Here is an 18,069-nt window from a genome sequence, read left to right on the forward strand (position 1 = left end):
AGCAAGCCGTCGCCGGAGAAGATCGTCAGAACTTGTATTGCACGCTCGCCGTCCAGGTGCGCGGCGGGCCGTAGAAGCCGATGATCGAGTTGTTGTAGGTCGCGCCCGGGAAGCTGTAGCCGCCGACGCGGTACTGCTCGTCGGTCAGGTTCTTGCCGTAGACGGCGACCTGCCACTGCTTGCCCGGCGCATCCCAGACGACGCCCAGGTCGACCAGGGCGTAGGCGTCCTGGTCGAGGATCGGGTCGGCCACGTCGAACAGGTGGTAGTCGCCGCGATAGGAGACCGACGGGGTCACCCGCAGGGTTCCGCCGGCCACGTCGCCGCGCCAGGTGACGCCCAGATAGCCCGAGAACTTGGGGGCGTTCTGGAACTGGCGGGTGTTGGAGATGTCGACCGGCGTGCCCGTCACCAGGGTGATGAACTCGTCGAACTCGGCATGCAGGTAGCCCAGGGCGAAATTGGCCGACAGGTTGGGGCTGAAGAAGGCCGAGCCTTCGAACTCCGCGCCGTAGATGGTCGAGGCGCCGGCGTTGTCGACGACACTGGCGATGCCGACGGCCGGGGCGGTCGCCACCTGCTGGGTGGTGATCTGCTGGTCCTTGTAGTCGGAGTAGAACACCGCCGACGAGAAGAACAGGCGGCGGTCGAAGAGATTGCCCTTCAGGCCGGCCTCGTAGGTGTCGACCGTCTCGGGCTGGTAGCCGTTGGCCGTCTGGGGCACCAGGGCCGCGTCGCCGCGCATGTCCCAGCCGCCCGACTTGAAGCCGCTGCTGAACGAGGCGTAGCCGGTCAGGTCGTCATTGAGGTCGTAGGAGACGCTGACCCGGGGAGTGAACTTCTCGAAGCTGTCGGCCGCCACGTAGTTGGTGCGGGTGGCGAAGATCGGCCGCGGCGTGCCGCCCAGGGTCGGCGAGCGCGTGGCTCCCAGGTAGAAGGCGCGGAAGACGTTGGCGTTCTTGTCGTCCTGCGTCCAGCGGCCGCCGACCGAGACCTTCAGCCGGTCGTTCACGTCGAAGCTGACGTCGCCGAAGATGGCCTTGGAGGTGGTGGCCACCTTGCCGGCCGACGAGATCGACAGGCCGAGATTGCCGGCGATGGTGTCGAAGGCGCCCTTGGCGTAGCCGTTCATGTAGTAGACGCCGACCACGCCCTGGATGCGGTCGGTGGTGAACTGGGCCTGGAACTCCTGGCTGAACTGCTCGTCGGCGTAGTAGGCCGGGATGTCGAGCGTCGGGGCCGGGGTGCCGTCGAAGTCGATGATGGTGTCGGTCTGGCTCTCGCGATAGGCGCTGATCGACTTGAAGGTCAGCTTGTCGCTGGCTTCCCACGAGCCGGTGAAGGACCAGCCCTCGGTATCGACTCGGTTCGGGCCCGAGAGGCCGGCGCGGGTGTCGTAGACGTCGCTGAGCACGGCGCTGTCGGCCGTGGAGCCGGCGGTCTCGCGGTGGCCGTGACGGGGGCTCGAATTATCGTTCACCCGGTCGTAGGCGAAGCGGAAGAACAGGTCGTCGCGGGGGGTGAACTCGGCGCTGGCGCGATAGGCGGCCACGTCCTTGTCGTAGTGGTCCTGGCCGGTGGTCAGGTTCTCGCCGAAGCCGCCGCGATCGTAGGAGGCCACCGCGCCGCCGATGGCGAACTTGTCGGTGAACGGGATCGAGGCCTGCAGCAGCACGTCGCGCTGGTCGTAGGAGCCGACCGAGCCGCGCAGCAGGAACTCCGGCTTGTCGAGGTCGAGCTTGGAGGTCACGTACTTGATCGCGCCGCCGATGGTGTTGCGGCCGTACAGCGTGCCTTGCGGGCCGCGCAGCACCTCGATGCGCTCGATGTCGAAGATGTCGAGCACCGCGCCCTGCGGACGGGCGATGTAGACGTCGTCGACATAGAGGCCCACGCCTGGCTCGAAGCCCCACAGCGGGTCCTGCTGGCCCACGCCGCGGATGAACGAGATCAGGGTCGAGTTGGAGCCGCGGGCGATCTGCACCGTGGCGTTGGGGGTCTGCTGCTGCAGGGTGGTGATGTCGCTGGCGCCGGTGGCTTCCAGGCGGGCGGCGCTCAAGGCCGAGACGGCCACCGGAACGTCCTTGAGCGTCTCTTCGCGCCGACGGGCGGTGACGACCACCGCCTCGACGCCGACCTCCGGCTCGGCGACCGGTTGTTCCTGGGCCATCGCCAGGTTGCAGCTTGCGCCCCACGCTGCGCCAGCCAGCAGCGCAGCCTTCCACATCGATTTCATAGGCAAGCCCCTCTTCCCTAGATGCGTTTCGTCCCTCGCCGGGCGGGCCATCTGAAGCGGCCTCATATCCGGCGTTTCCCGCACGATTTCACCGCCGCAGGAATTCGACGTCACTGTCACCTAGGTTGCGGAATTGCGCCAGCACTTTTTCACCAGGTGATGAAAAGTGTAATCCGCGGACGGACTATGGCCTTCCCCCTCGATGGGGGAGGGTTGGGTGGGGGTGGTTACAGCCTTGCCGGCTGAACCGTCGCGTCACCCCCATCCCCGGCCCTTCCCCCATCGAGGGGGAAGGGAGAGGGATCAGGCCTTCTGCTTGGCCACGACCGCCTCGAACCCCGCCGCGCAGTAGGCGAACAGGCGGGCGCGGACGGCCTCCAGGTCGCTGGAATGGCAGAGTCCTTCGGACAGGGAGTCGATGCGGCCGGTCTCCGACAGGGCCAGCATCATCGAGCCGGTCAGGAACTGGTAGCACCAGTAGAGGTCGCGATATTCCGCGTCGGGACGGACGACCTTCAGTGTGTCGACCAACTGGTGGACGACCGGGTCGAAGAACCGGGCCATGGTCTCGCCGCCCCAGGCGGGGGTGTTGTTGACCTGGGCGACGAGGGCGAAATAGCTCTTCCAGCCCTGGCCGCCGTCCTGCGAGATGCGCAGCAGCGGGTCGACGAAGGCGGCGATCACGCCCTCCACCGTCATCCGCTCACCGTGATCCTTCACATAGGCGTCCATCGAGACGCTGCGGGCCTGGTTGAGGATCTCGGCCCGGCGCAGGAACACCGCGTCGAACAGCTCTCGCTTGGCGCCGAAATAGTAGTGGATCAGGGCGGTGTCGACGCCGGCTTCGGACGCCACCTGGCGGGTGGTCACCCCGTGGAAGCCGTGTCGCGCGAACAGGCCCTCGGCGGAGTCGAGGATGGTCTCCTTCAGGTCCAGGCCCGTGGCCTTGGCGGGGCGGCCCCGCCCGCCGGAGCGGGCGCGGGGCTTGGCGGCGGTCATGTGGAGGGACCCATCCGGTGAACAGCGTTGTCCCCGGATAGGCCCGCGCGCGGCGCCCTGGCAAGAGCGCGACTGTTCCGATGACGTCGGGTCAGGCGGTGAAAATCCCGTGGAATCCCAGCGGCAAGGCCGTGTTCGACCGCCAGGTGACCAGCGGCCCGTCGGCAACGCGGCGGGCGTCGAAGGCGTGCAGCTCGGTGGCCTGGGCGTCGAGGTTCAGGCTCGTGCCCACCAGCCAGCCGTCGAATTCCTCCGACCCGCCCGGACGGGGTACGAACACCATCTCCTCGACCAGCTGGCGGCGGCCGAAGTCGAACACCGCCTCGCGGCCGCTCTTCCAGTCGCGCACCGCCAGCCCGTGGAACACCGGCTTGCCCGGCTCGCCGACGGCGGCGTGGACGCTGAAGCGGCGCGCCCGGCCGGCGAAGCGGTCGTCCGAGCGGGGGAACTCGGCGATCGTGTCGAACCGCTGCAGGTCGGCCTTGCCGTCGGCATGCAGGGTGATGAAGCCCAGCTTCGGCGGGGCCACGCCCTTGAAGGGCACGCCGCGCAGCAGCTGCTCGCCGGCGGCGGCCGTGCCGCGCGGATCGTCGTCGATGCAGGCGTCGAAGCGGATGGCCCCGTCCGCATCTTCCCAGGCGTCGCCCAGGTGGAAGAAGAAGAACGGCGGCAGGTCGAACACCCGGCGTTTGCTCAGGTCGGCCTTGTCGAGCACCAGCACCTGGGTTCCCAGTTCCGGCTTCCAGGCCATGCCGGCGATGTAGGGCACGCCGGCCCGCTCCTGCACCCACGGCTGCAGCACGATGACGATGTGGCGCTCGGTGGCGGTGAAGTCGTGCAGGTAGCTGGCGCGGGGCAGGGCGATCAGCTGGGCGTCCTCCAGGCTCCCGTCCGCGGCGAGACGCCAGACGATGGCCCGCCGGCCGGCCAGGCCCAGGTTCCAGGTCCGGCCGTTCGGCTCGCGACGGGGGTGGGCCAGGAACGGCATCGCCTTGAGGTCGGGCCTCAGGGTCTTGAAGCCCTTGGTCTCCAGGGTGACGGGGTCGAGTACGGACGGCGAGCCGGGTTCCCACAGCGCCCACAGCTCGCCGCCGGCCATCATCACCGAGGTGTTGGCGGCGTTGGCGTCGTCGGGACCGCCCAGCGCCGCCCCGGGGCCGGGGGCGGTGCCAAAGCCCGGGGTGATCACCGCGCCCGCGGCCGTGTCGGCGCGGCGCTTGGGGGTATCGACGAAGCGGGCGGAAAGCCGCGCCTCGCCGTCCTGGATCGAAAAGCGCCGCACCAGGCCGTCGCCGTCGAACCAGTGGCCGACCGACCCGCCCGGCCGGCGGAAGCGGGCCGGGCCGTTGCGGACCAGGGCGCCGGCCAGGTCGGCCGGGGCCTTGCCGCGCAGGCGGGTCAGGCTGGACGGGGCGATGTCGGTCTCGACGTCGCAGAAGCCCAAAGTCCAGTCGGCGGCGCCGGCCGCGAAGACGACTTCGGGGCTCAGCAGGGCGGCGGCGCCGGTCAGGCCGGCGGCGCGGAGGAAGGCGCGGCGATCCATGGGGTTCTGTCTGTCTCTGGTCTTCAGCGCAGGGTGATGGTCTGGGCGTTGTCGCCCGGGGTGACGGTGAAGGCGGCCGCGGCGAAGGGCGGCGGACCCATGTTGGCCTTGGCGCCGCCCGAGAAGCCGTAGGGCTCCACCGGCAGGCCGAAGGGGTTCATGCTCAGGCGCTGGTCGCCGTCGAGATCCTGGAACACCCGGGCGGCGTAGGTCCCGGCGGCGAGGCCCTCGATCTTGGCCACCGGTTCGGCCGCCGTGGCTGGAACGAAGGCGACCTGTACGGGCTTGCCGCCGGCCCAGGCCGCCTGGCTGTCGAACAGGGCGACCATCAGCACGCCCTCGTGCGACTTCAGGGCCGGGAAGGTCAGGGCCAGGCTGGCGTCGCCGGCAGCCGGGGCGGTCGGCGCGATCGCGGGGGGCGTGGCAGGGGCCAGGGCGGCGGCGTCCGGGGTCTGGCACAGGCCGGCGGCGGGGACGGTCAGCAGGGCCGCGCAGGCCAGGAGCGGGAGAAGTCGCATCGGAAGGGTCCTTGGTTGGGAGGCTGAAGAGGGATGCTGAGCGACAACGCTCAGCCGAAGAACACGCGCCACAGCAGGCGGCCGGGCAGGAAGGCGAAGCCGCCGGCGACGATCAGTCCGCCGACGAACAGGCCGGTCATGAACCGGCGGTGCAGGCTGACCTTGTGGCGGCGGGCGGCGTAGACGGCGATCGGCAGGGCGATGATCGTCCAGCCCGCCAGCAGATGAATCCAGCTCATGGCGCCGTGGTTCATCTCGCGGATGAACAGCGAGCTGATCGCCGTGGTCGCCATGGCGACCACCCAGGCCCAGCCGAGCGTGCGGTGCAGGGCCGTGCCCTTGACCCCGATCATCAGCACCGTGCCGATGACCAGGGCGGCGACGGCGGCGGTGAGGTGGAGCTGGATCCGGGTCGGGGCGGCGACCACCAGCGACAGGTTCGGCAGGTGAGGCGCGGCGCGCAGAAGCAGCAGCGGCGCGGCGGCCAGCGCCGTGGCGACCAGCACGCCGGCCACGCCGCGACGGCGAATGCGGCGGGTCTGGGCGTCGTGCATTGACAGGCTGGCTTCGGACATCTTGATCTCCGGGGGCGGCGGGTTTGCGTCGCCGCTTTCGAAGACCGCTTTAGGAGCCCGCCGGCCCGTGTCTCAATCGACGTTACGCCAGCCGACGCCTCCGCTTCGCCAATCGCCGCCGCCTGCCGTTCACGCTTCGCGAACGGCGGCCTTCGTCGCCCGGCACGGGCGCGGCTTCCTGGTGGCGGGGATCGCGGGGCTGTTCCTGGCCCTGGTCGGGGCCTTCGGCACCGGCGACGCGCCGCTGGGAATCCGCATCGCCTACTGGCTGGTGCTGTGCCTGTCTGGGGCGGCGGCGGGCATGGGGGTCAGCACCCTCGTCCAGAGCAGCGGCCTGACCGAGCGGGCGCCGTTCGTCGGCGGCGTGGTCATCACCCTGGGCGTGGCCCTGCCGGGCACGATCTATGTCTGGGCGGTGTCGAGCCTGCTGTTCGGCCAGGTCCCGCATGCGGCGACCCTGCCGCGCTTCTTCCTGCCGGTGCTGGTGATCACCGCGGCGATCACGGCCCTGAACTTCGTCACCGCTCGTCGCCCGATCGAGACCCACGCCGCCCCGCCCGAGTCCGCCCCCGTCCGCTTCCTCGAGCGCCTGCCGGCCAAGCTGCGCGGCGCGACCCTCCACGCCGTCGAGGCCCAGGACCACTATCTGCGCCTACACACCTCCAAGGGCGAGGACCTGATCCTGATGCGCCTGTCCGACGCCGTGGCCGAGCTGGAAGGCATCGAGGGCGCCCAGACCCACCGCTCCTGGTGGGTGGCCCGCGAAGCGGTGGTCGAGGCCAAGCGCGGCGACGGCCGCGCCGTCCTGACCCTGCCCTCCGGCGCCGAGGCACCGGTCAGCCGCGCCTATGCCAAGGCCCTGCGCGAGGCGGGCTGGTTCTAGGGGAAAACTCCCTCTCCCATAGGGAGAGGGGAAAACAAAAAGGGCGGCCCTCGCGAGCCGCCCTTTCCGTTTCTAGCTGAACCCGTCGGCTCAGAACTCTTCCCATTCGTCGACCTTGGTCGCGGTCGCCGCGCCACCGGAGCGGCCGCCCGGGCGGACGAAGGTCTGGGCGCGGGCCTGGGCGACGTGCACCGCGTGGGACGTCGGAGCCGCCGGGGTGCGGATGGCGCTTTCGCCGCCGACCCGGAAGCGGCCGACCAGGGCGGCCAGCTCGCCGGTCTCGCCCTTCAGCGAGTGGGTGGCGGCGGTGGCTTCCTCGACCATGGCGGCGTTCTGCTGAACGACCTGGTCCATCTGGTTCACGGCGGTGTTGACCTGGTGCAGGCCGGTCGACTGCTCGGTGGCCGAGGCGGAGATCTCGTTGACCAGGGCGTCGATGGCGGCGACCTGGTCGACGATGCGCTGCAGGGCCTCGCCGGTCTGGCCGACCAGGGCCACGCCCGAGCCGACCTGCTGGGTCGAGGTCGAGATCAGGGTCTTGATTTCCTTGGCCGCCTCGGCCGAGCGCTGGGCCAGGGCCCGCACTTCCTGGGCGACGACCGCGAAGCCCTTGCCCGCATCACCCGCACGAGCGGCTTCGACGCCGGCGTTCAGAGCCAGAAGGTTGGTCTGGAAGGCGATTTCGTCGATCACCCCGATGATGTTGCCGATCTGGCCCGAGGACTGCTCGATACCGGCCATGGCGCTGACGGCCTGGCTGACGATGGCGCCCGAGCGCTCGGCGTCGGCGCGGGCGGCGGCGACCACGCTGGAAGCCTCCTTGGCGCCGGCGGCGGTCTTGCGGACGGTGGCGGTGATCTCGTCGAGGGCGGCGGCGGTTTCTTCCAGGCTGGCGGCCTGCTGCTCGGTGCGGCGCGACAGGTCGTCGGAGGCCTGGGCGATCTCTTCCGAGCCGGCGCGGATGCCGCCGGTGGCGCCGTTGATGCCGCGCATGACGTCCTGCAGGCGGCCGGCGGCGGCGTTGAAGTCGGTCTTCAGCTGTTCGGCCTTGGGGGCGAAGGCCACGTCGATGCGGTAGGTGAGGTCGCCGTCGGCCAGCGAGCCGAGGGCTTCGCCCAGGGCGCTGATGGCGATGCGGTCGGTCTCGGCGTCGGCGGCCTTCTCGGCTTCGGTGCGGGCGCGTTCGGCCTCGCCGCGACGGCGTTGCTCGACGGCTTCCTCTTCCAGGCGCAGCTTGTGGATGGCGGCGTCCTTGAAGGTGGCGACGGCGCCGGCCATCTCGCCGATCTCGTCCTTGCGGCCCGAGGCGGGGACGGCGACGGTGTTGTCGCCGGCGGCCAGGCGGCGCATGGCGGTGGTCATGGCGGCCACCGGAGCGGCGATGCCGCCGGTCAGCAGCAGGCCGCCGCCGACGCCGATGGCCAGGGTGATGACGGTGCCGATCAGCAGCACCAGGGTGTTGAGCATCGAGGCCTTGCCCTGGGCTTCGGCCTGGGCGGTGACCACGGCCTCGGCGTCGTCGGTGATGGCCTGGATGGCGTCTTCCACAGGCTCGACGGCCTTGTCGGCGACGCCGTCGTGCTTGACCAGTTCGACGGCCTGGGCGCGGGTCGCCGGATCGGCGCCCAGCTGCTCGGCCGGCTCGATGGCCTGCTGGCGATAGTTGGCGTAGGCGGCCTCGACCGCGGCGATGCGGGCGAGGTCGGCCTCGTCGCCGGCGGCCAGCTTGCGCAGCTCGTCCAGGGCGCCGAGGAACTTCGGCTTGTGGGCCTCTTCCAGGCGCTTGACGTAGTAGTCGTCGCCCGAGAGCAGGAAGCCGCGCAGCGAGTTCTCCTGGCGGGTCAGGCGGAAGGCGGCGGTGTCGGCGGCGCGGAGGCTCTGCTGGGCGAGCGTCGACTGCTTCACCGAGGCCTCGTAGACCTCCTGGTTGATGAACAGCGTCACGCCCATCGCCAGGATCGCGGCCAGCATGACGCCGAACACGACCATCAGCTTGTGGGGAATCTTCAAATCGCCAAAGCGCACAGCCCGCCTCCAGAGTTCGTCCCGACATTTGTGCGTGGAAGCACATGTCACGAGGCAAGCTCTGGCGACTTCACGGTTGCTACGTCATTAACCGTACCGTGGCGGAATGTCGCACCTAAGGCATTGAAAACGAAAGCCGTTCGCAGCTGGCTGGCGGCTTCGATACTCAGGATTGCGTTCTGTAAGCGGTTACCGCTGATCACCTGGCTCCGGGCTCCACCCCAGGGGGAGCCCGGCCTGCGACAACATCGCCCGCAGAAATTATCGTTCGTGACGGATTTAGTGGGCTTCGTCCCAGTTGTGGGCGGCGCGCGCTTCCACCGTCAGGGGAATGGACAGGGCCACGGCCGGCTCGGCCGCGCCCTCCATCACCTGCTTGGCGACCGCGCAGACGGCGTCGGCCTCGGCCTCGAGGGCCTCGAAGACCAGTTCGTCGTGCACCTGCAGCAGCATGCGCGCTTCCAGGCCCGCCGCTTCCAGGGCTGCGGGCATGCGCACCATGGCCCGGCGCATGACGTCGGCGGCCGCGCCCTGGATCGGGGCGTTGATGGCGGCGCGCTCGGAGAACTGCCGCTGGCCCACCGACTTGGCGTGGATGTCGGGGATGTTGATCTTGCGGCCGAAGATCGTGCTGACATAGCCGTGCTCGCGCACGAAGGCGCGGGTGGCGTCCATATAGGCCTGGATGCCGGGGAAGCGCTCGAAATAGGTCTTGATATAGGCCCCGGCCTCGCCCTGGCCGATGCCCAGCTGGTTGGCGAGACCGAAGGCCGAGATGCCGTAGACGATGCCGAAGTTGATGGCCTTGGCCCGGCGGCGGATCATCGGGTCCATGCCCTCGATCGGGGTGTCGAACATCTCAGAGGCCGTCATGGCGTGGATGTCGAGCCCGTCGCGGAAGGCCTTCTGCAGCTGCGGGATGTCGCCGATGTGGGCCAGCAGGCGCAGTTCGATCTGGCTGTAGTCGGCGCTGATCAGCACCTTGCCCGGCGCGGCCACGAAGGCCTTGCGGATCTTGCGGCCTTCCTCGGTGCGCACCGGGATGTTCTGCAGGTTCGGGTCCGACGACGACAGTCGGCCCGTGGTGGTCGCGGCCAGGGCGTAGGAGGTGTGCACCCGGCCCGTGCGCTCGCTCATCGCGGCGATCAGGTTCTCGGTATAGGTGCCCTTAAGCTTGCTCAGCTGGCGCCAGTCGAGCAGCACGCGCGGCAGCTCGTGGCCCTCGTTGGCCAGGCTTTCCAGCACGTCGCTGTCGGTCGACCACTGGCCGGTGGCGGTCTTCTTGCCGCCCTTCATCGACATTTCGCCGAACAGCACGTCGCCGATCTGCTTGGGGCTGCCCAGGTTGAAGGGCCGGCCGGCCAGCTTCTGGGCCTGCTCCTCGAAATCGGCCATGCGCAGCGAGAACTCGTTGGACAGGCGCCGCAGGGTCTCGGGATCGACGCGGATCCCGTCGTTCTCCATCGTCGCCAGCACGGCCGGCAGCGGGCGTTCCAGGGTCTCGTAGACGGTCAGCAGGCCCTCGCGCGCCAGGCGCGGGCGCAACACGTTGTAGAGCCGCAGGGTGACGTCGGCGTCCTCGGCGGCGTAGCTCGTAGCCTTGTCGAGGGCCACGTGCTTGAAGCTGATCTGGCTCTTTCCGGAACCCGCCACTTCCTTGAAGGGAATGGGCTTGTGGCCCAGCCACAGCTCCGACAGCTCGTCCATGCCGTGGCCGTGCAGGCCCGCTTCCAGCACGTAGCTGATCAGCATGGTGTCTTCGATCGGGGCGACCGTGATCCCCCGGCGCAGCATTACCGCGATGTCGTACTTGGCGTTCTGGGCCACCTTCAGCACGGAAGGGTCTTCCAGCAGCGGCTTCAGCGCGGCCAGGGCGTCTTCCTCGGAGATCTGCTCCAGCTTGGCCGGGGCTTCGAAGATCAGGCCGCCGTCCTGGGCCTTCTCCTCGTGGCTCATCGGGATGTAGCAGGCCTCGCCGGGGGCGATGGCCAGCGACACGCCGCACAGGCCGGCATTGGCCGACGACAGGGCGTCGGTCTCGGTGTCGAAGGCGACGATCCCCTTCGCCCGGGCCTTGTCGATCCAGACCTGAAGCGTGGCGAGGTCGCGCACGCAGACGTAAGATGCGTGGTCGATGGCGACCGGCTCGGCCACCGGATTGGCCGCGGCGCGGGCGGCGGCCGAGGCGTAGGACACCGAGGTGACGGGAGCGGTCACCGGCTTTTCCGACGGACGGACGTCCAGGCTGCGCGGCGCGGCCGCGGCGTTGCCGTCGCCGACCCGGCGGGCCAGGGTGCGGAATTCCATCTGCTCGAGGAAGTCGGCCAGCACGGTCTTGTCGGGCTCGCGCACCACCAGGTCGTCCAGCGGCTCGGGCAGGGGGGTGTTGCAGTCGAGGGTGACCAGGGCCCGCGACAGGCGGATCTGGTCGGCGAAGTTGATCAGGGTCTCGCGGCGCTTGGGCTGCTTGATCTCGCCGGCCCGGGCCAGCAGGGTCTCCAGGTCCCCGAATTCGTTGATCAGCTGGGCGGCGGTCTTGATGCCGATGCCGGGGGCGCCGGGCACGTTGTCGACGCTGTCGCCGCACAGCGATTGCACGTCCACCACCTGCTCGGGATAGACGCCGAACTTCTCGAACACCTCGTTGCGGCCGATGCGAACGCCCTTCATGGGGTCGAACATCGAGACGCTGTCGCCGACCAGCTGCATCAGGTCCTTGTCGGACGAGACGATGACCGCCTCGCCGCCGGCGTCGCGAGCCGCGCAGGCATAGGCGGCGATCAGGTCGTCGGCCTCGTAGCCCGGCAGCTCGATGGCCGGCACGCCGAAGGCCCGGGTGGCGTCGCGGACCAGCGGGAACTGCGGGATCAGGTCTTCGGGCGGCGGCGGACGGTGGGCCTTGTACTGGTCGTACAGCTTGTTGCGGAAGGTCTTTTCCGAGTGGTCCCAGATCACCGCCAGGTGCGTGGGCGCGTCGCCCTGCATGTCGCGCATCAGCTTCCACAGCATGTTGCAGAAGCCCTGCACCGCGCCAACGGGCAGGCCGTCGCTCTTGCGGGTCAGGGGCGGCAGGGCGTGATAGGCGCGGAACAGATAGGCCGAGCCGTCCACCAGGAAGAGGCGCAAGGCGGGACCGTCCTGGGTGAGGGGACGGGTCTGGGCGGAATCGGGCGCGGCGACGTCGGTCATGGCCGCGAACATAGGGGGCCGGAGGCGTGTCGGAAACCGCCTTGGCGCGGCCTGCAAGGTAACGCTTTGCAACCGTCGTTCGCCCAAATATGGCGAGATCGCCCTTAAGGCGCCCCAGGCTGGACCTGTGGATAGTTTACAGGCAAAAGCGCCTCCGCCGCCCCGGCGGACCATCTGCCGCATGGCGCGCCCGGGAACCGACGGGCAAGTCTGCGACTTGTTTTCAGTACGTAAAAGCGCCCTCCCCGACGCGGATACCTTTTTTACCATGACCTTGAAGAAGACCATCGCCCTGGGCCTTGGCCTGGGAACGTGCAGCCTTGTCGTCGCCGGAATCCTGGCGACCGGGACCTTTAGCCCTCCGCCGGTGTCGGACCATCCGACCAGCGAACCGGTCGAGCTACGCGCGCCCCTGGCGCCCGCCGAGCAGGGCGCGCCGCTGCCCAAGCAGTACGTGGTCTGATCCCTCTCCCCTTGCGGGAGAGGGTGGCCTCGCGGAGCGAGGTCGGGTGAGGGGTCGATAGCCCTCGCCGTTGTCGTGGCGGATCTGCTGGGTGCGGCGTCTCCAATTTGAGAGACCCCTCATCCGGCGGCCTTCGGCCGCCACCTTCTCCCGCAAGGGGAGAAGGATCAGGGTTTAGACTTCGCCGGCTCTCCCTCTTCGGGCGCCGGCGCGGGCTCCGGAACCCCCGCCAGGCTGAGATCGAACACCGAGCCGCCCGGCCCCGTCTCCACCAGCGCCAGATCCCCGCCGTGGCCCTGGGCCAGCTCGCGGGCGATGGCGAGGCCAAGGCCCGTGCCGCCGCGGCGCACCGATCCCACGAACGGCTGGAACAGGTTGTTGCGGGCCCGCTCGGGCACGCCGGGGCCGTCGTCGGACAGGCGCAGCACGCTCATGCCGTCGGCCCGGCGCAGCTCGACGAACACCCGGCCCTTGCCGCCGCGATCGGGCGCGCCCTCGATGGCCTCGCGGGCGTTGCGCAGCAGGTTCGTGAGAATGCGGTGCAGCTGGTCGGGGTCGGCCTGCACCTGCTCGCGCGGATCGATCACCGTCTCCAGCGCCACGCCCTTGGGCGACAGGCCGGAGTCCTCGGCCGCCATCTCCAGGGCCGCGCGCAGGGCCACGACGCGGGCGATCGGCGCGGGCTCCTTGGACTTGCCATAGGCCATGACGTCGCTGGCCAGGGTGATGGCGCGGTCCAGGGCTCTCTCCAGACGAGGAAGCGCCTGGGCCACCTTGGGGTCGCCCAGGGCGGCCAGGCGATCGGACGCCATCTGGGCGCTGGTCAGCATGTTGCGCAGGTCGTGATTGATCTTGGCCACCGCCTCGCCCAGGGCCGCCAGGCGCGCCTTGGCCTGGAGCGCGGTGCGCAAGTCGGTCTGCATGGCGTCGAGCTCGGCCTCGGCGCGGCCGATCTCGTCGCGGCGGCGCGAGACCACGACGCGAGCCAGCGGGTCGTCAGGATCGGCGCGGAACCGCTCCATGGCCTTGGTGATGCGCTGCATCGGCCGCACCAGCAGGAAGTTCAGCGACAGGTAGATCAAGCCGCCGGCCATGCCCGCCGCGAACAGGGTGACGCCCGCCAGGCGCCAGAAGTTGGCGATCAGATAGGCCTTCAGCGGGGCGTCGGGCAGCACGATCTCGACGAACTCGGCCTCCTGGCGGAAGCGCGGCTCGGCCATCACCCGCACCAAGCTGCCGGGCCGGCTCTTCAGGGTGAAGAACGGGGCGGCCAGCCACGAGCCGGAGTTCTGGCGGCGCAGGTCGACGAGATAGGGCTGCTCGATGCTGCGCGGCTCGGTCGGCAGGACCAGACGCCGGGCGCCGTCGACCTGCAGCGCCACGATGACGACGCCGGCCTGGTCGAGCAGCCGCTGGGAGACCTGGTCGGTGACCCGCCGCTCGGGATCGGCGTCGGCGATGGTCGAGGCCAGTTCGGCGGCCCGCACGCGGTCGAGCAGCCACTGCTTTTCCAGGTCGGCCAGGGCCGGCGGCAGGATGCAGGCGCCGGCCAGGAACACGAACAGGGCGGTCAGCAGCAGCAGGCGCGCCGACAGGCCGCCGGGCCACGGAAGGCGTCTTCCGGGCGGCTTGTCGGAGGCGGCGGGCGGCGTGACCGGTTCGGCCATCTGTCTGGGTTACTTCACGTCGGCGGCGGGGGCAACGCGGCGCCTGCGCGCGGCCTTCCACAGCGGCGGAATAAGCGCCAGGACGCCCAGCCCGATGATCGGCAGATAGATGCGCGGCGAGGCCAGGGTCGCCAGGGTGACCGGGTCGCCCTTGGCGAACAGGTGGCCCAGGCCCGAGCCGATGCCGGCATAGATGAACGAGCTGGGGGCCATGCCCAGCACCGAGGCCAGCAGATAGGTGCGCAGCGGGATCCGCATCAGCCCCGAGGCGACATTGACCAGCAGCAGCGGGAAGGCCGGGATCAGCCGCAGGGTCAGCAGGTAGGAGAAGGCGTCGGCCTTGAAGCCGTCCTCAATGCGGGTCAACCAGGCGCCGGGTTTCTGGCGCAGGAAGTCGCCGAAGGCGGTCCGGCAGGCCGCATAGACCACGGTCGAGCCGCCGGTGACGCCGGTCAGGGCCAGGAAGCCGCCCAGCGGCCCGAACAGGAAGCCGCTGCTCAGCGAGAGGATCAGGGCGCCGGGCAGCGAGACCGACACGGTGGCCACATAGACCAGCACGAAGATGATCGCGCACTGCACGGGCTTTTCGTGGGCGAAGGCCTGCAAGGCCTCGCCCTGGGCCTGGAGGGTCTCCAGCGACAGCTTGCCGGCCAGGCCCGAGCCCAGAGCCACGGCGAGCAGGATCGCCAGGACCGCCAGCGGTCCGAAGCGTCTCAGCATGGCCAGGCTCTTGTCGGGGCTCATGCGGTCCCGACCGCCTCGGTGACGCTGGCGAAGCCTTCGGCGCGCAGGCGGGCGGCCAGGTCCTTCTTGATGCGGACCACCAGGCCGGGACCGCCGTAGACCAGGGCCGAATAGAGCTGCACCGCGCAGGCGCCGGCCTTGATCTTGGCCAGGGCGTCGGCCCCGCTGGCGATCCCGCCGGCCCCGATCAGGGCCACACGGCCCCTGGCGGCGGCGTGAAACTGGCCCAGCACCGCCGTCGAGGCGCCCAGCAGCGGTCCGCCGGACAGGCCGCCGCCCTCGCCCTTCTGCGCCGACTTCAGCGTGTCGGGCCGGGCGATGGTGGTGTTGGAGACGATGATGCCGTTCAGGCCCGCGGCCAGCACGGTCTCGACGATGGCTTCGACCTCGCCGTCCTCCAGGTCGGGCGCGACCTTCAGGAAGATCGGATAGTCGCCGCCGCTCTTGCGCAGGCTCGCGCGAGCCTCCGCGATCCGGCCCAGAAGCTCCTCCAGCGCCGCCTTGGTCTGCAGGGCGCGCAGGCCCGGCGTGTTGGGCGAGGAGATGTTGACGGTGAAATAGTCCGACAGGCCCCACAGGCGGGTCAGGCCGGTGACGTAGTCGCCGATGCGGTCGGTGGCGTCCTTGTTGGCCCCGATATTGGCGCCGAACACGCCCAGGCGGTCGGCGTGGGCGTGCTTGCGGGCGGCCAGGCGCGCGGCGAAGGGCTCGAGCCCCTCGTTGTTGAAGCCCATGCGGTTGATCACCGCCTGGTCGTCGGTCAGGCGGAACAGGCGCGGGCGCGGATTGCCGGCCTGGGCCAGGGGCGTGACGGTGCCGGCCTCCACGAAGCCGAAGCCGGCGGCCAGCATGGCGTCGGGAACCTCGGCGTTCTTGTCGAAGCCGGCGGCCAGGCCCACGCAGTTCGACAGCGGCAAACCCGCGACGCTGACCGCCAGGATCGGATCGTCGACGCCGCCGTCGCGGGGACCCAGGCCCAGCTTCAGGCCGCGGATCGCCCAGCCGTGGGCGTCTTCCGGATCCAGGACGTGCAGGGCGCGGGAGGCGAGGTCGTGCAGGCTCATGCGGAAAGGCCAAGTTGCGGGACGCCGTCGGCGTCGAGGGACAGCGGCGTTTCCGAAACGGCTTCGGCCGGCGACAGGCTGCGGAACAGGTGCGGGAACAGCGCCCCGCCGCGCGAGGCTTCCCACTTCAGGTCCGGCCCCAGGGCGTCGGCGTCGAAGGCCACCAGCAGCAGGTCGTCCTGGCCCTTGAAATAGAGGGCGGCGGTTTCCTGGGCCTGGTCGGCGCCGGACAGGTGGATGAAGCCGTCGGCGTGGTCGATGGGGGCGCCGTCAAAGCGGCCGGCCGCCTTGGCCTCGTCCCACAGGGTCTGGGGAAGGATCTTGTAGACCAGGGTCATTCGCCGCCGTGCCCGCCGTGTTCGGATGCGTAGAAGACGCGCGCCAGCCGCGGGGCGCCGGACGCGTCGATGTCGAAGACCGCCGCCGTGGCGGTGGGAAAGCGGCCGCGCAGCTTGGCCAGGTCGCCGGCGTCGGCCGGGCCGCTCATGGCGAGGCGCAAAGAGAGGTCGTGCAGGCCGGGATTGTGGCCCACCACCATCACCGTTCCGGCCGGAGCGTCGGCCTCTCGCACGGCGGCCAGAACCTCCTGGGCCTCGGCGTGATAGAGGTCGCGCAGGGTCTCGGCGGTCGCGCCCGGAAAGGCGCCGGCGGCGGCCTCCCAAGTCTCGCGGGTGCGACGGGCGGCCGAAACCAGCACGAGATCGGGCGACAGGCCTTCCGACGCCAGCGCCGAGGCGATCAGCGCCACGTCCTGGCGGCCGCGCTCGGCGAGCGCCCGCTCGAAGTCGCCGCCCTGGGCGGCGTGCCGCTCGGCCTTGCCGTGGCGCATCAGGATCAACCGGTCCATGCGGCTCTCCATAGAGCGGTTTCTGGGCGGGGCAAATGGCGAGGAACGCCGTCTTGTCGATCTCCTCATACGAGCCCGCCGGCCAAGCTCAAAGCGTATGGTTGACACCTTCGCCGACAGGCGGTCCAAGGCGACATGGCCGATCTCGACCTGGACGTTTCCGCGCCGCTCGGCGGCGGTGTCTGGCGCTTCCCCGCCGACCGGCCGCTGGTGCTCGATTCAGGCGCGAAGATCGCGGGCCTGGAAGTGGCCTACCAGACCTATGGCGCGCTGAACGACGACGGTTCCAACGCCATCCTGATCTGCCACGCCCTGACCGGCGACCAGTACGTGGCCGGGGCCAATCCGACGACCGGCAAGCCCGGATGGTGGACGCGGCTGGTCGGTCCCGGCAAGCCGATCGACCCGGCCCGGCACTTCGTCATCTGCTCCAACGTCATCGGCGGCTGCATGGGCTCGACCGGCCCCGCCTCTATCAATCCGGCGACCGGCGAGCCCTGGGGCCTGTCGTTCCCGATCCTGACCATCGCCGACATGGTGCGGGCCCAGGCCATGCTGATCGACGCCCTGGGGGTCGACACCCTGCTGGCGGTGGTCGGCGGCTCGATGGGCGGCATGCAGGTCCAGCAGTGGGCGGTGGACTATCCGGGCAAGCTGTTCAGCGCCGTGATCGTGGCCTCGGCCTCGCGGCATTCGGCCCAGAACATCGCTTTCCACGAGGTGGGACGCCAGGCGATCATGGCCGATCCCGAATGGCGCGGCGGGGCCTATGCGGCCCAGGGCTCGCGGCCCGAGAAGGGCCTGGCCGTGGCCCGGATGGCCGCCCACATCACCTACCTCTCGGAGCCCGCCTTGCAGCGCAAGTTCGGGCGCGAGCTCCAGCGCGACGGCCTGTCCTGGGGCTTCGACGCCGACTTCCAGGTCGAGAGCTATCTGCGCCACCAGGGGGCGGCGTTCGTCGACCGCTTCGACGCCAACTCCTACCTCTACATCACCCGGGCCATGGACTATTTCGACCTGGCCGCGCCGCATGGCGGGGTGCTGGCCAATGCCTTCAAGGCCGCGCGCGACGTGCGGTTCTGCGTGCTCAGCTTCACCAGCGACTGGCTCTATCCGACCTCGGAAAGCCGCCACATCGTCCGCGCCCTGACCGCCGCCGGCTGCCGCGCCGCCTTCGCCGAGATCGACAGCGACAAGGGCCACGACGCCTTCCTGCTCGACGAGCCGGTGATGGACGCGGCTTTGACGGGGTTCATGGGCTCGGTGGAGCGGGAACGGGGGATCGGGCGATGAGGGCGGCTGTCATTCAGGAACCT

At 70.1% G+C, this 18,069-nt stretch carries 15 protein-coding genes; 3 read left to right on the forward strand and 12 right to left on the reverse strand.

What is annotated here, in order from left to right; translation table 11 throughout:
- Positions 1-25: 25 nt before the first annotated feature.
- From I4Q42_RS21690 to I4Q42_RS21710, 5 genes are all read right to left on the reverse strand, one after another.
- Positions 26-2,236 carry a TonB-dependent receptor gene (locus I4Q42_RS21690; RefSeq protein WP_198578181.1) on the reverse strand — a complete coding sequence of 737 codons (2,211 nt, stop codon included), beginning with the start codon at positions 2,234-2,236 and terminating at the stop codon, positions 26-28.
- 303 nt (positions 2,237-2,539) lie between these two features.
- Positions 2,540-3,235: a TetR/AcrR family transcriptional regulator gene (locus tag I4Q42_RS21695; protein ID WP_198578182.1), complete on the reverse strand. Its 696-nt coding sequence runs from the start codon at positions 3,233-3,235 to the stop codon at positions 2,540-2,542.
- 91 nt (positions 3,236-3,326) lie between these two features.
- Complete coding sequence (locus tag I4Q42_RS21700; protein WP_198578183.1) at positions 3,327-4,778, reverse strand: carotenoid oxygenase family protein; 1,452 nt, start codon at positions 4,776-4,778, stop codon at positions 3,327-3,329.
- Between the two features lie 23 nt (positions 4,779-4,801).
- On the reverse strand, positions 4,802-5,296 hold the full coding sequence (locus tag I4Q42_RS21705) for a DUF2141 domain-containing protein (RefSeq protein WP_198578184.1): 495 nt from the start codon (positions 5,294-5,296) through the stop codon (positions 4,802-4,804).
- Positions 5,297-5,346: 50 nt separating this feature from the next.
- Complete coding sequence (locus I4Q42_RS21710) at positions 5,347-5,871, reverse strand: DUF2306 domain-containing protein (protein WP_198578185.1); 525 nt, start codon at positions 5,869-5,871, stop codon at positions 5,347-5,349.
- Positions 5,872-6,052: 181 nt separating this feature from the next.
- On the opposite strand from I4Q42_RS21710, the gene I4Q42_RS21715 reads away from it, so the two are divergent.
- Positions 6,053-6,754, forward strand: a complete 702-nt coding sequence (locus I4Q42_RS21715; protein WP_332873131.1) for a LytTR family DNA-binding domain-containing protein — start codon at positions 6,053-6,055, stop codon at positions 6,752-6,754.
- Between the two features lie 90 nt (positions 6,755-6,844).
- Here I4Q42_RS21715 and I4Q42_RS21720 read toward each other — a convergent pair whose 3' ends face one another.
- Both I4Q42_RS21720 and polA read right to left on the reverse strand, forming a co-directional pair.
- Complete coding sequence (locus I4Q42_RS21720) at positions 6,845-8,779, reverse strand: methyl-accepting chemotaxis protein (protein ID WP_198578187.1); 1,935 nt, start codon at positions 8,777-8,779, stop codon at positions 6,845-6,847.
- A gap of 279 nt (positions 8,780-9,058) precedes the next feature.
- On the reverse strand, positions 9,059-11,968 hold the full coding sequence (polA, locus tag I4Q42_RS21725) for a DNA polymerase I (RefSeq protein WP_198578188.1): 2,910 nt from the start codon (positions 11,966-11,968) through the stop codon (positions 9,059-9,061).
- Positions 11,969-12,236: 268 nt separating this feature from the next.
- Here polA and I4Q42_RS21730 point away from each other — a divergent pair, with 268 nt between their 5' ends.
- Positions 12,237-12,431, forward strand: coding sequence for a hypothetical protein (locus I4Q42_RS21730; RefSeq protein WP_198578189.1), 195 nt, complete (start codon positions 12,237-12,239; stop codon positions 12,429-12,431).
- Between the two features lie 167 nt (positions 12,432-12,598).
- Here the strand turns inward: I4Q42_RS21730 and I4Q42_RS21735 are convergent, their stop codons facing one another.
- From I4Q42_RS21735 to I4Q42_RS21755, 5 genes are read right to left on the reverse strand one after another with little or no spacing between them, the layout of a single operon-like run.
- Entirely contained in the window at positions 12,599-14,098 is a 1,500-nt protein-coding gene (locus tag I4Q42_RS21735) for a sensor histidine kinase (protein ID WP_198578190.1), read from the reverse strand.
- 9 nt (positions 14,099-14,107) lie between these two features.
- The gene (locus I4Q42_RS21740; protein ID WP_198578191.1) at positions 14,108-14,842 is read right to left on the reverse strand and encodes a TVP38/TMEM64 family protein; all 735 of its coding nucleotides are present in this window, start codon (positions 14,840-14,842) and stop codon (positions 14,108-14,110) included.
- Positions 14,839-15,906, reverse strand: a complete 1,068-nt coding sequence (locus I4Q42_RS21745; protein ID WP_198578192.1) for a quinone-dependent dihydroorotate dehydrogenase — start codon at positions 15,904-15,906, stop codon at positions 14,839-14,841. The genes I4Q42_RS21740 and I4Q42_RS21745 overlap by 4 nt, the downstream gene beginning before the upstream one ends.
- Complete coding sequence (locus tag I4Q42_RS21750; protein ID WP_198578193.1) at positions 15,903-16,244, reverse strand: DUF952 domain-containing protein; 342 nt, start codon at positions 16,242-16,244, stop codon at positions 15,903-15,905. Before I4Q42_RS21750 ends, I4Q42_RS21745 begins: the two co-directional genes overlap by 4 nt.
- Complete coding sequence (locus I4Q42_RS21755) at positions 16,241-16,753, reverse strand: SixA phosphatase family protein (RefSeq protein ID WP_198578194.1); 513 nt, start codon at positions 16,751-16,753, stop codon at positions 16,241-16,243. Before I4Q42_RS21755 ends, I4Q42_RS21750 begins: the two co-directional genes overlap by 4 nt.
- Positions 16,754-16,888: 135 nt before the next feature.
- On the opposite strand from I4Q42_RS21755, the gene metX reads away from it, so the two are divergent.
- The gene (gene metX / locus I4Q42_RS21760) at positions 16,889-18,046 is read left to right on the forward strand and encodes a homoserine O-acetyltransferase MetX (RefSeq protein ID WP_198578195.1); all 1,158 of its coding nucleotides are present in this window, start codon (positions 16,889-16,891) and stop codon (positions 18,044-18,046) included.
- The last annotated feature ends 23 nt before the right edge of the window (positions 18,047-18,069 follow it).

Source organism: Caulobacter hibisci (assembly GCF_016135805.1).
In the GTDB taxonomy this organism is placed as follows: domain Bacteria; phylum Pseudomonadota; class Alphaproteobacteria; order Caulobacterales; family Caulobacteraceae; genus Caulobacter; species Caulobacter hibisci.

Bases quoted from the DNA above. Each gene is read 5' to 3' on its own strand.
- I4Q42_RS21690 (WP_198578181.1), bottom strand. From the start codon at position 2,236: ATGAAATCGATGTGGAAGGCTGCGCTGCTGGCTGGCGCAGCGTGGGGC.
- I4Q42_RS21695 (WP_198578182.1), bottom strand. From the start codon at position 3,235: ATGACCGCCGCCAAGCCCCGCGCCCGCTCCGGCGGGCGGGGCCGCCCC.
- I4Q42_RS21700 (WP_198578183.1), bottom strand. From the start codon at position 4,778: ATGGATCGCCGCGCCTTCCTCCGCGCCGCCGGCCTGACCGGCGCCGCC.
- I4Q42_RS21705 (WP_198578184.1), bottom strand. From the start codon at position 5,296: ATGCGACTTCTCCCGCTCCTGGCCTGCGCGGCCCTGCTGACCGTCCCC.
- I4Q42_RS21710 (WP_198578185.1), bottom strand. From the start codon at position 5,871: ATGTCCGAAGCCAGCCTGTCAATGCACGACGCCCAGACCCGCCGCATT.
- polA (WP_198578188.1), bottom strand. From the start codon at position 11,968: ATGACCGACGTCGCCGCGCCCGATTCCGCCCAGACCCGTCCCCTCACC.
- I4Q42_RS21730 (WP_198578189.1), top strand. From the start codon at position 12,237: ATGACCTTGAAGAAGACCATCGCCCTGGGCCTTGGCCTGGGAACGTGC.
- I4Q42_RS21735 (WP_198578190.1), bottom strand. From the start codon at position 14,098: ATGGCCGAACCGGTCACGCCGCCCGCCGCCTCCGACAAGCCGCCCGGA.
- I4Q42_RS21740 (WP_198578191.1), bottom strand. From the start codon at position 14,842: ATGAGCCCCGACAAGAGCCTGGCCATGCTGAGACGCTTCGGACCGCTG.
- I4Q42_RS21745 (WP_198578192.1), bottom strand. From the start codon at position 15,906: ATGAGCCTGCACGACCTCGCCTCCCGCGCCCTGCACGTCCTGGATCCG.
- I4Q42_RS21750 (WP_198578193.1), bottom strand. From the start codon at position 16,244: ATGACCCTGGTCTACAAGATCCTTCCCCAGACCCTGTGGGACGAGGCC.
- I4Q42_RS21755 (WP_198578194.1), bottom strand. From the start codon at position 16,753: ATGGACCGGTTGATCCTGATGCGCCACGGCAAGGCCGAGCGGCACGCC.
- metX (WP_198578195.1), top strand. From the start codon at position 16,889: ATGGCCGATCTCGACCTGGACGTTTCCGCGCCGCTCGGCGGCGGTGTC.